Source organism: Haloarcula sp. JP-Z28 (assembly GCF_011440255.1).
Classification (GTDB): Archaea; Halobacteriota; Halobacteria; order Halobacteriales; family Haloarculaceae; genus Haloarcula; species Haloarcula marismortui.
On the sequence record NZ_JAAOHT010000105.1, the window covers coordinates 1 to 10,400 of the forward strand.

At 63.5% G+C, this 10,400-nt stretch carries 12 protein-coding genes, 1 tRNA gene and 1 pseudogene; 8 read left to right on the top strand and 6 right to left on the bottom strand.

The window, feature by feature from the left end; all coding sequences use genetic code 11:
- Nucleotides 1-322 precede the first annotated feature (322 nt).
- The 3 genes from G9463_RS22275 (at nt 323) to G9463_RS22285 (ending at nt 1,449) form a co-directional block, all read left to right on the top strand.
- Nucleotides 323-396 (top strand) — tRNA-Phe (locus tag G9463_RS22275).
- 133 nt (nt 397-529) lie between these two features.
- Nucleotides 530-1,099 (top strand): hypothetical protein, encoded by a 570-nt coding sequence (locus G9463_RS22280; RefSeq protein ID WP_011224161.1) that lies wholly within the window; start codon nt 530-532, stop codon nt 1,097-1,099.
- 104 nt (nt 1,100-1,203) lie between these two features.
- Entirely contained in the window at nt 1,204-1,449 is a 246-nt protein-coding gene (locus tag G9463_RS22285) for a hypothetical protein (protein ID WP_165897863.1), read from the top strand.
- A gap of 271 nt (nt 1,450-1,720) precedes the next feature.
- On the opposite strand, the gene G9463_RS22295 is transcribed toward G9463_RS22285, so the two are convergent.
- A complete protein-coding gene (locus tag G9463_RS22295) occupies nt 1,721-2,221 on the bottom strand; it encodes an Hsp20/alpha crystallin family protein (protein WP_165897864.1) in 501 nt (166 codons plus the stop codon).
- Nucleotides 2,222-2,441: 220 nt separating this feature from the next.
- Here G9463_RS22295 and G9463_RS22300 point away from each other — a divergent pair, with 220 nt between their 5' ends.
- Complete coding sequence (locus G9463_RS22300) at nt 2,442-5,507, top strand: FAD-binding and (Fe-S)-binding domain-containing protein (RefSeq protein WP_165897865.1); 3,066 nt, start codon at nt 2,442-2,444, stop codon at nt 5,505-5,507.
- On the opposite strand, the gene G9463_RS22305 is transcribed toward G9463_RS22300, so the two are convergent.
- Together G9463_RS22305 and G9463_RS22310 are read right to left on the bottom strand one after the other, a co-directional pair.
- On the bottom strand, nt 5,499-6,023 hold the full coding sequence (locus G9463_RS22305) for a hypothetical protein (RefSeq protein ID WP_165897866.1): 525 nt from the start codon (nt 6,021-6,023) through the stop codon (nt 5,499-5,501). The genes G9463_RS22300 and G9463_RS22305 overlap by 9 nt on opposite strands.
- 52 nt (nt 6,024-6,075) lie before the next feature.
- Nucleotides 6,076-7,272, bottom strand: coding sequence for an ATP-binding protein (locus G9463_RS22310; RefSeq protein ID WP_240150123.1), 1,197 nt, complete (start codon nt 7,270-7,272; stop codon nt 6,076-6,078).
- A gap of 223 nt (nt 7,273-7,495) precedes the next feature.
- Here G9463_RS22310 and G9463_RS22315 point away from each other — a divergent pair, with 223 nt between their 5' ends.
- The gene (locus G9463_RS22315; protein ID WP_004515390.1) at nt 7,496-7,690 is read left to right on the top strand and encodes a cold-shock protein; all 195 of its coding nucleotides are present in this window, start codon (nt 7,496-7,498) and stop codon (nt 7,688-7,690) included.
- Nucleotides 7,691-7,692: 2 nt separating this feature from the next.
- The gene (locus G9463_RS22320; protein WP_004515391.1) at nt 7,693-7,887 is read left to right on the top strand and encodes a cold-shock protein; all 195 of its coding nucleotides are present in this window, start codon (nt 7,693-7,695) and stop codon (nt 7,885-7,887) included.
- 127 nt (nt 7,888-8,014) lie between these two features.
- Here the strand turns inward: G9463_RS22320 and G9463_RS22325 are convergent, their stop codons facing one another.
- The 3 genes from G9463_RS22325 to G9463_RS22335 form a co-directional block, all read right to left on the bottom strand.
- The gene (locus tag G9463_RS22325) at nt 8,015-8,755 is read right to left on the bottom strand and encodes a DUF429 domain-containing protein (RefSeq protein ID WP_121302341.1); all 741 of its coding nucleotides are present in this window, start codon (nt 8,753-8,755) and stop codon (nt 8,015-8,017) included.
- A gap of 107 nt (nt 8,756-8,862) precedes the next feature.
- A complete protein-coding gene (locus G9463_RS22330) occupies nt 8,863-9,048 on the bottom strand; it encodes a hypothetical protein (protein ID WP_165897868.1) in 186 nt (61 codons plus the stop codon).
- A gap of 41 nt (nt 9,049-9,089) precedes the next feature.
- Nucleotides 9,090-9,248, bottom strand: coding sequence for a hypothetical protein (locus G9463_RS22335; protein ID WP_004959005.1), 159 nt, complete (start codon nt 9,246-9,248; stop codon nt 9,090-9,092).
- 74 nt (nt 9,249-9,322) lie between these two features.
- On the opposite strand from G9463_RS22335, the gene G9463_RS22340 reads away from it, so the two are divergent.
- Nucleotides 9,323-10,030, top strand: a complete 708-nt coding sequence (locus G9463_RS22340) for a nucleotidyltransferase family protein (protein WP_165897869.1) — start codon at nt 9,323-9,325, stop codon at nt 10,028-10,030.
- 79 nt (nt 10,031-10,109) lie between these two features.
- Nucleotides 10,110-10,400: pseudogene (locus G9463_RS22345) on the top strand (DUF4864 domain-containing protein); the annotation flags it as partial.

Below are 10,400 nucleotides of genomic sequence, written 5' to 3' on the forward strand. Positions count from 1 at the left end.
TGGGAGAGCCAACTACAGCGGGGCAAACACCCACAGCCAGCAGAAACGGGGCCCTCTATCTCGATTGATAGTCGCCCGTAATCCATATATCCGGAGTGGTGGTAGTGCATGACATGATAGATGGCTCGACGTGTCCGGCCTGCAGCGGGGACGTCTCGACGACTAATGGCACTGAGTACGAATGCGACGACTGTGGCGAGACGTTCGACAGCGCGGACCTATTTCTCCCGTAATCAGCGGTCGACCCTCCCGGCGGATGCCACAAAACCTCCGCCCGCTTTCGAAATGCTTTTTTCTACCCTCGTCATCGATTGGAGTGCGCGCCGCCTTAGCTCAGACTGGGAGAGCACTCGACTGAAGATCGAGCTGTCCCCGGTTCAAATCCGGGAGGCGGCATTTTCCTACGAACAAAGTGAACAGTGAAAACGCTCTCGAGCGGATTTGAACAAGGTGAGTAAGTAGCGACCACTGGTTGCCCCGTTGACTCGGCACAGTCGCCGGAACAGGTACGTCCGTGGCGACGAGTAGCATGGGTATGACAGAGGAGCCAGCACACGAGCAGATGGAGCACCATGCGACCCTGACCGACGAACTCGCAGACCTCGATGCGGAGCGGGATGCCGTTGCGGCGTCAGTACAGGACCGGCTTGCCGACGCGGTTTCGGAGGCCATAGCAAAAGCGGGGACGAACGTCGGGAGTCTCGGGCAGTCCAAAGACGGTAAGCGGTTTCGATTCGAGGCGCGGCTTGATCGGGCGGCGCTGGTGGCGGCGGTGACGGAAGCGCTGCCGGACGGATTCGTCGTCTCCCACGTCAACGAGGATGGGACGCTGAGCGTGGACTGGACCGGCGACAGTACCACACCCTCGAAGCGGGAACACGGGGCCATCCTGAAGGCGATCATCGCAGAGGAAACGGAGACAGACAGGGATGGCTTCATCGAGTCCGTGCCCAGCCGCGACCGCGTGCTAGCGCGGGCGGTGGAACTGGGTGTCGACGAAGAAGACGCGGCAGACCGCCTCAGTCGACTGGCGACGCTGGACGTGGTGGATATCACTGACGAAGGGGTCTACCCCGACGAGAACTTCTCGCGATATTAGCGAACAAGGGCGGATGCCAGCCGACGGCAGGCGGGAAAGGGCACGGGGACGGAGTCGGCGTGACCGACGTTTATTACTTGGTCCAGTCTGTGGTGTCAGTCGAAATGGCAGTACTATCGACAGAAGACGAGGGGAAATTCCTCGTGGACGCACAGGGAGAACAGATCGGCATCGTGACCGAGGTTGACCCGGAGGGGCAGATTGCGTACGTCGAACCGGACCCGGACCTCACCGAGGCCTGGGTGCAGGGGCTCGGGTTCGGTGACGCCGACGAGGACGACATTGAGGTCGCCGCCGACGCCATCGGAACGATAACTGACAGCGAACTGCGTGTGACTGTCGACCTGTAGTCACGCGACAGACTCGGGACACTCGCCCACACGAACCTCCACCACTTGACGCGCTCCGTGCGTTCATACAGGTCGGGAAGCCGCGCCGGCGCAGTCGGCTCGGAGATGCTCCGAGCATCAGTTGCGACCCGAGCGTCTGTTTTTACGGAGTCGACAGCGGGAGGGGATAAGATATCACAGTAGCTGAGGAATAGCGGGATATCAGGGTACTAAGAGCGCTTTTGCTGGGGAAGCCGTCTAACATCGGCAAGCAACAGTCGAAAAAAGAGGGCTACTCAATTTCGATTCGGTTCGAGTCACTGGCATCGTCCGCGCGCGGCAGCGTTATTTCGAGCACGCCGTTGTGGTAGGTGGCCGTGATGTCATCGTCCATTACCGGCTCGGGAACGGTGACACGTTCGGTGACTCGTCGACTGTGTCGGCGAGCGCCATCGCTCGTTTCCGCAGCGACATTCGATTCGCCTTGGATACTGAGGACACCATCCTCGAAGCGAACGGCGAGGTCGTCGCGCTCAAAGCCCGGGAGGTCGACCATCACGGCGTACCCGTCGTCGGTCTCGTCGACATGAAGGTTCGTGTCGATGCCGTGCTGGCGGTGGTCGACCGAGCGCGTGCTAGCGGCTGGTCGGTCGGCGCGGTATCCGGGACTGTCAGCCATTCGGCGTCTCGAATCGTCATCCATCCGCCGGCCCAGATTGTCGTCCATCATCTCTCGTTGCGTCTGTGCGAAGAGTCGGAACATTATCTCGAAGGGGTCGTTGCTGTGTGTCATAATCACCTTATATAAGCTCGTATTGATATTAACAATTGCGTAACACGTGCTATCACGGGGAGACGGGAGTGCCGTCCGCAGGCTGCGTTCGGCCGGCTCGAAAATGCGTGATGAGATACCGTAGCGGAACTGTTTTGTCAGGCGTACAGCTAGAACAGCCACAGATAACCGCCGAGTACCCGGTCCGTCGGTGGCCGGGCGACTGGACACGAAACACACCATGGCAACCGATTCCGGCACCCGGATAGACCCTTCGGCTGACGAGGTATCGAACTACGACTACCAGAATGAGACTGTCGCTCGGTCTGGCCTCGTCGACGACCTGCAGGCGCGCGTCGACGGCGAGGTCCGGTTCGACGAGTACTCGCGGCAGTTGTATGCGACCGACGCCAGCCTCTATGAGGTGCTGCCCATTGGCGTCGTCTATCCACAGTCAACCGAGGACGTGGCCGCGGTCATGTCCTACTGCGCCCAGCGTGAGATTCCGGTTCTGCCGCGGGGCGGCGGGACGAGCCTTGCCGGCCAGACCGTCAACGAAGCCGTCGTGCTGGATTTCTCACGGTACATGAACGACCTCGTCGAGGCCCGGCCCGACGACCGGCGAGCGCGAGCCCAGCCGGGCATCAAGCTCGGCGACCTGAACGGGGAGCTGGCCGACCACGGGCTGAAGTTCGCGCCGGACCCGGCGTGGGGCGACAAGAGCGTTCTCGGCGGCGCTATCGGTAACAACTCCACCGGCGCACACTCCCTGCAGTACGGCAAGACCGACGCCTACATCGAGGAGTGCGAGGTCGTCCTCGCGGACGGAACCGTCACGACGTTCGGCGAGGTCACCCGCGAGGAACTGCGCGACCGGGCGGCCCCCGACGGTGACCTCGAAGCCCAGATTTACGCCGAAATCGAGCGGATACTCGCCGAGGAAGGCGAAGAAATCACGAGCCACTACCCGGACCTGAAGCGCAACGTCTCTGGGTATAACCTCGACTGGGTGCTCGACGACGCACAGGACGGGACCATCAACGTCGCCTCGCTGCTGGCCGGCAGCGAAGGGACCCTCGCAATTGTCACCGAGGCCGAGGTGTCCCTGGAGCCGATTCCAGAAACCAAGTCGATGGGCCTGCTCGCCTACGAGGGGCTCATCGAGGCTATGGAAGACGTGGCGGACATTCTCGAACACGACCCGGCTGCCGTCGAGGTGCTCGACGACGTACTCATCGACCTGGCCCAAGACACCGCCGAGTTCGAAGACGTGGTTGGGATGTTGCCCGAGGGGACTCGGGCGGTCCTCATCGTAGAGTTCTACGCCGACGACGAGGAGAGCGGGCGACAGAAAGTCGCCGACCTGCTTGCGGACCGAACGAACGGCGTCGACCCCGCCGCCGACCCGACCGCGGACCGGACCATCGTTGACACGCCGATACGGGCGTTCGACGCTATGGAGGCCCACGACGAGGCGAAACGCGAGAAATTCTGGAAGATGCGCAAATCCGGCCTCCCGATACTACTCTCGCGGACGACTGACGAGAAACACGGCTCGTTCATCGAGGACACCGCCATCCCGCCGGCGAACCTCCCGGAGTACGTCGCCGACTTTCAGGAGATTCTGGAGGAGCACGACACCTTCGCCTCCTTCTACGCCCACGCCGGCCCCGGCGTGCTCCACATCCGCCCGCTCATCAACACGAAGTCGGTCGAGGGCGTCGAAACCATGGAGTCCATCGCCGACGCGGTGACCGACCTCGTCGTGAAATACGGTGGGAGCGTCTCGGGCGAACACGGCGACGGCCGCGCCCGCACGCAGTGGAACGAGAAGCTCTACGGCGCGGACCTCTGGGAGACCTTCCAGGAACTCAAGTCGGTGTTCGACCCCGACTGGCTGCTCAACCCCGGGCAGGTCGTCGGTGTCGACGCAGGCGAGGTCGAGTCCGGCGCGATGCCCGAGCGGGCGCGCACTGTCGATATGACCGAGAACCTCCGCTTTGACCCGGAATACGAGTTCGACACCGGCTTCGACCCCGCACTGGAGTGGGACAACGACAACGGGATGCAGGGGATGGTCGAACTCTGTCACGGCTGTGGCGGCTGTCGCGGCCCGCAGGAGACGACCGGTGGCGTGATGTGCCCGACCTATCGCGCGTCCGAGGAGGAGATGACGACGACGCGGGGGCGGGCGAATATGCTCCGGCAAGCGATGAGCGGCGACCTGCCGGACGAACCTACGGACGAGGAGTTCATGCACGAGGTGCTCGACCTCTGTATCGGCTGCAAGGGGTGTGCGAAGGACTGCCCGAGCGAGGTCGACATGGCGAAGCTCAAAGCCGAGGTGACACACGCCTACCATCAGGAACACGGGTCCAGCTTGCGGGACAAGGTGTTCGCCAACGTCGACGCGCTGGCCGGGTTAGGCAGTTCCTTCGCGCCACTGTCGAACCTCGCGACGAAGGTGCCGGGCGCTCGAACGGTGCTGGAGAAGGCGGTCGGTATCGCCCCCGACCGCACGCTGCCGAGCTTCCAGCGCACGACGCTGCAGGACTGGTTCGACGAACGCGGCCCGCAAATCCCGGCGGACGAAGCCGAGCGGCAAGCCCTGCTGTTTCCCGACACGTACACGAACTACAGCCATCCCGAGGTCGGGAAAGCCGCCGTTCGCGTCCTCGAAGCCGCGGGCGTCCACGTCCAACTGGCCGACCGGACCGACAGCGGGCGACCGGCCCACTCGAAGGGCTTTCTGGACCAGTCCCGGGCGACCGCGCGGGACAACATTGATGCGCTCGTCCCCGCTGTCGAGGAGGGCTGGGACGTGGTTCTGGTCGAACCCTCTGATGCCGTGATGTTCCAGTCGGACTATCTGGACCTGCTGTCCGGTGAGGACGTGGAGACGCTGGCCGCCAACGCCTACGGCATCTGTGAGTACCTCGACACCTTCCGGCTGGACGAGGGGGCCGATTGGGATACGTCGGGCGAGACGCTGACCTACCACGGCCACTGTCACCAGAAGGCGACGAAGAAGGACCACCACGCTGTCGGCGTCCTCCGACGGGCCGGCTACGACGTTGACCCGCTGGATTCGGGCTGTTGTGGCATGGCCGGCTCTTTCGGCTACGAGGCCGAGCACTTCTCGATGAGCAAAGCCATCGGCTCGATCCTGTTCGATCAGATCGGCGAGAGTCGCGGCGACACCGTGGTCGCGCCCGGCGCGTCCTGTCGCACGCAACTGGACGACTGGGACGAAAGCGACGGCGAACCGCCGCATCCGGTGGAGAAGCTCGATGCGGCCCTAGCCTGACGGTTCGTCGGGCTGGCGAACCGCCTGAACGATGCCGACCGTCTGGCCGACCAGCGCAAGTCCGATGCCGGCGAGCAACGCGGTTTCCGCCGGCGGGAACAGCGCGCCAGCGTACACCGCCGCACCGAGAACACTCAGCACTGCGCCGGCCGTGTACGCCCGCTGGCCTGCCGGAACGTGCTTCCCAGTGTAGTAGAGGCCGACGCCCGGAACAGCCATCCACCCCAGTAGTGTCGTCGTCAGGAACGGAACCCGGAGCGGAGAGTAGAGGAAACCGACGATGCCGCCGACGGTGAGCAGGAGTCCAACGAGCAGAATATCGCGCCAGATCCGGAGGATGCCCGTCACCATCTCATCCCACGAAAGGACGGCGAACGCAGCGATGAGGACGGCGGCAACGACGTGGAATATCAGCACGGTCCGGTCAGTGACCACATCGAGATGGGCCAGCCCCACGAGCAGCCACGCCAGCGGGATGAGGACGGTCGGACCCTGTGCACGCAAGCGAGGGAACATACGCCTCACTGTGCCCCCCACAATCAAGAAACGTCGGTCGTGCGGACAGGTGTCACGCTCGCGGGAGTTCGACGACGAAGTGCGCGCCGTCAAGGTCGGTGTCGGGGAAGGCCGCGTCGGTTTTGCTGGCGGTGTCAGCGAGGGAGATATCGCCGCCGAAACTCGTAACGAGCGTTTCGACGAGATGGAGTCCGCCGCCGTGCGTGTCGCCCGCCCGCGGGTCGAAAACGCTGTCACGCTGGTCGTCGGGAATTCCCGGACCGTCGTCGACAACGTGGGTCTCGATGACATCGTCGGTCTCGCGGATCGCGACGAACACCGATGGCTGATGATATCTGTCTCCCGTCAACTCTGTCGTCTCCGCCCGCTGTGCCTCGCTCGGCAGCGCTGCTCCGTCCGTCGCGGTCCCCTCAGCGGAGAGTTCTGCTGCCGGCGTCCCGTGTTCGATAGCGTTCTCGATGAGGTTCCGGAGAACCGGGCGAGCGGCCTCGTTGGTGTATGCCATTGCGCTGTCCGGGGCTTGAAGTTCGATGGTGATGGGATGTGTTTGCTCGATTCGCTGTATCACCGCCTCGGCAATCCCGACGATGTCGGTCGGTTCGAATGCCGGGTCGGAACTGAGGGTCTCAACGACCGCCCCGGCGTTGTCGACCAAGCTATCGAGTTCGGTTACCTGCTCGTGGATCGCGTCCGCTGCCGTTTGAACCGTGTCCGAGTCGGCGTTCCGTCGAATGATCGTCGCGCGGCCATCAATAACGACGAGTCCGTTCGCGATATCGTGTCGAAACAGGTCGTTGACGAACGACAGCGTGTTCGCGGTTCGGGTCGCGCGACTGGCATCCTGACGGGCCCGAACCGCAAGCGTGCCCGCGATGAGTCCCGTGACAGCGCCCGTCTCCATCGCCAACAGGGTGACGAACACCGGTTCGGCGATTGTTCGACCCTCCATCATGCGGATAAAGACGCTCAAACCGATGACAGCCCCGACTGCAAGGCTGCCGATAACGCTCCAGACGAAGACGGTCCAGATCTGCGCACCCGGTGTCGACGACGAGACGAGGCGATAGCTGCCATACACTAGCACCAGCGGCAGTAGCCCGTCGAGGGCCAACGCGAGCGCAGGGCCGCCGACCTGTCCGATACGCTGTGTCTCGATACCGAGGTGCCAGACGATGGCCGCACCTGTGAACGCGAGTCCGAAGCCAGCAAGCAGCCACGGCGCAAGGCGGGCCCGGGCACCACGGTACATAATTATGACTTGTGCTCGAACGGCTAATTCCATTTGGTTAGTGATCCGGTAAGACCGAACGCGACGCCGTGGCGTCTATAGCCAGCCGGGAGAGCCGGCGGCGCATGTGCCATGACAGTATTACACACCCCCTAATCGCCAGACAGCGGTCGGATCTTTCTGTTTCCCACCAGAGCATCGTACCGACACTGTTATCCGTGGTGCTGGCATCTCTTTGGTTGCAATGGCGAAAGGAACGGTTGATTTCTTCAACGACACTGGCGGTTACGGTTTCATCGACACTGAGGACGCGGACGAGGACGTCTTCTTCCACATGGAAGACATCGGCGGCCCGGACCTCGAGGAAGGACAGGAGCTCGAATTTGACATCGAGCAGGCGGACAAGGGTCCGCGCGCCAACAACGTCACGAGGCTCTAACAATGGCGGAAGGCACTGTCGACTTCTTCAACGACACTGGTGGTTACGGCTTCATCGAAACCGACGATGCGGACGAAGACGTCTTCTTCCACATGGAAGACGTCGGCGGCCCTGACCTCGAAGAGGGGCAGGAAGTCGAGTTCGACATCGAGCAGGCGGACAAGGGTCCGCGTGCGACCAACCTCACGCGACTGTAAGACGGCATCTGTCTTCAGTCTAGCATTATAATCACTTGTCAGCGGTCGCGGTGTACCATAGCGTACACGGCAGTGTCGCTGGCACGTACATAACTCACGACGAGCAACAGCGCTCGCCGGCGCGTCACTACGTGATCAGTGGCGACGCTGCCCGATAGACGATTTCCATCGGCAGCCCCGTCGCATCTCGCGGCGGCTCGGGCGGGAGCGTGTACAGTTCTCCATCACCCGGCTGTGCTGTGTACGCGAGAGCGACGGCGTCCAGCACGTCGTCGACGGCCACCGCTGTGCCACCGGTCGCTTCGGCGGCTTTCTGGACTGTCGGGGCTGCGTCACGGTCGTAATGCGCGAGAATCCGCATCCGCTCAGCGTACCCTCCGGCAGTGTGCTTCGGGTGAGTGAGCGGCTCGCCGCCAAGTGCTCGGAAGCAGACTTCCGGATGAGACTCCCGAATGGCAGCGGCGGCCTCGGGCAGTTCCTGCAGGAGTTCGTCGACTCTGGCGAGGCTGTCGCTCCGTGCGAACGCCCGCTCGGAGAGTTCGTGTCCAGTCTTGCGCTTGTGGACGCGATTGGCCGTCGAGTATCGCTGTTTCCGGGTCGCTTCTCGCACTGGCGGCGTGCGGACCGTCGTGCTTCGCTCACCAAGGACTGACCGAGCGAGTTCATCACACCGGCGGTCCGGCTCGCCGGATTCGACAAGTCCGATCGGCACCCCGACCAGAATCCGGCGGGCGCGCTCCTCGTAAGCTGCCCAGCACGCGCCGATACTATCGAACACGGACGTGTGGTCGAAGCCGTCGCCGGTGAACGCCACAGCGACCCAGGACTCGTCGCTCCGGTCGACGCCGACGTACAGCGGTTCCGCCATTATGAATACTCGTTCCGACGGGCGCAAAAGTGTATCCCGAGGTGTTTTTTGGCCAACCAGTCGGTCTTCGGGCTATCGGTCGAAGCGCTGACTGCCCCGACGAAAGGTCATGACCGCCCGGATTTCGTGAGGTCCTTGAGCGGGACGAGCCGGTGTTCCATCGCCGGCTTGGTGTAGCCAGCCGACTCCTCGGAGACGCCGCTGGTGAATACCAGCATCTTCTGCTGGAGGACGTGCGGTATGCCGTCGTTGTCCCGGATGATGTCGACCGAGCGCCACGCTTCGTCTTCCATGTGTTAGAGTCACACGCCACTGCCACCTGTCTCTTTCCCCGTCAGGAGTGCGCCCCAACGAATGCCGTCCGGAGCCGCGCACCACAATCTGGACAGCACAGCGTCTGCCAGCGGTCGGTGTCGAGGTCACCGAACGTCGCCCGGCGAATGGCTTCCTCAACGGTGACCGACCGGGCGCAGGTATCACACTCCTCAGCCATACGGATTGTTGGCGGGCCACAGACAGAACCCGCTCGTCCACAGGCATTTAGCCGGCACGAGCATGGGACCAAATATGGACGGCGTCGTGCTCGCTGCCGGCGAAGGGACGCGGATGCGACCGCTCACTGCAGACAAGCCGAAGGGACTGGTCGAGGTGGCCGGAAAGCCACTGCTGACACACTGCTTCGAGACGCTACGGTCAGTCGGCGGCGACCGGCTGGTCGTCGTTATCGGCTACCGCGCCGACGACATCGTGTCCTACTACGGCGAGCAGTACCGAGGCACGCCGATAGCGTACGTCCGGCAGGACGAGCAACTGGGGCTTGCCCATGCGCTCGAACAGGCCAGATCCGCCGTCGACGGAACCTTCGTCGTGCTGAACGGCGACAACGTCTGCCGGGCGAACCTGAGCGACGCGATTGCCCGTCACCGCGAGACTGACGCCAGCGCGACGCTACTCGTCGAGAGCGTGTCGCGGGCGGAAGCCAGGTCGACCGGTGTCGTCACGACAGACAGCGAGGGCCGGGTGACCGGCCTCGTCGAAAAGCCATCGGACCCACCGTCGACACTGGTCACGCGGGGCTTCTTTGTCTTCGAACCGGCTATCGGCCACGCCTGCACGCTGACGCAACCCTCCGAGCGCGGCGAGTACGAACTCCCCGACGCAATTGACCTGTTGCTGAGCGCCGGTCACCGCGTTGAGGCGGTCGAACTCGACGGCTGGTGTTACAACGTCAACGAGCCGGACGACGTGGACGCGGTCGAGGACCGGCTCGCGTGACAGCTCGGCCGCTGCCAGGCGACACAGCGCGCGGACACGGTGACAGAACACCGAAGGGGTTCCACCCCAATACAGGGGTATGACAGCCGTTCGGCCGCTCGTGCTCGTCGCGATCGCCGTTCTCGTTTCGCTGGCCGGTTGCGGGGCGCTGTTCGGCAGCGGCGGAGAGGCACCCTCCGAGGCGACGGTAACGCCCGCCGCCGTGCCGACGGATGAGCCGGAAGCGGCGGAAACGACGAGCGGGTACTGGGGCAACGTCTCCGTCGACGCCAACAGGTCGGCGGTGACACAGCCGCGGGTCCTCGAACTACGACCGAACTGCGAGCGGCCGCCGGGACTCGTCGTCCACATTCAGGTGCTGGCGCTGCAG

What these genes read in the sequence shown, in the direction of transcription:
- G9463_RS22280 (WP_011224161.1), top strand. Translation starts at nt 530, where the DNA reads ATGGGTATGACAGAGGAGCCAGCACACGAGCAGATGGAGCACCATGCG.
- G9463_RS22285 (WP_165897863.1), top strand. Translation starts at nt 1,204, where the DNA reads ATGGCAGTACTATCGACAGAAGACGAGGGGAAATTCCTCGTGGACGCA.
- G9463_RS22295 (WP_165897864.1), bottom strand. Translation starts at nt 2,221, where the DNA reads ATGACACACAGCAACGACCCCTTCGAGATAATGTTCCGACTCTTCGCA.
- G9463_RS22300 (WP_165897865.1), top strand. Translation starts at nt 2,442, where the DNA reads ATGGCAACCGATTCCGGCACCCGGATAGACCCTTCGGCTGACGAGGTA.
- G9463_RS22305 (WP_165897866.1), bottom strand. Translation starts at nt 6,023, where the DNA reads ATGTTCCCTCGCTTGCGTGCACAGGGTCCGACCGTCCTCATCCCGCTG.
- G9463_RS22310 (WP_240150123.1), bottom strand. Translation starts at nt 7,272, where the DNA reads ATGTACCGTGGTGCCCGGGCCCGCCTTGCGCCGTGGCTGCTTGCTGGC.
- G9463_RS22315 (WP_004515390.1), top strand. Translation starts at nt 7,496, where the DNA reads ATGGCGAAAGGAACGGTTGATTTCTTCAACGACACTGGCGGTTACGGT.
- G9463_RS22320 (WP_004515391.1), top strand. Translation starts at nt 7,693, where the DNA reads ATGGCGGAAGGCACTGTCGACTTCTTCAACGACACTGGTGGTTACGGC.
- G9463_RS22325 (WP_121302341.1), bottom strand. Translation starts at nt 8,755, where the DNA reads ATGGCGGAACCGCTGTACGTCGGCGTCGACCGGAGCGACGAGTCCTGG.
- G9463_RS22330 (WP_165897868.1), bottom strand. Translation starts at nt 9,048, where the DNA reads ATGGAAGACGAAGCGTGGCGCTCGGTCGACATCATCCGGGACAACGAC.
- G9463_RS22335 (WP_004959005.1), bottom strand. Translation starts at nt 9,248, where the DNA reads ATGGCTGAGGAGTGTGATACCTGCGCCCGGTCGGTCACCGTTGAGGAA.
- G9463_RS22340 (WP_165897869.1), top strand. Translation starts at nt 9,323, where the DNA reads ATGGACGGCGTCGTGCTCGCTGCCGGCGAAGGGACGCGGATGCGACCG.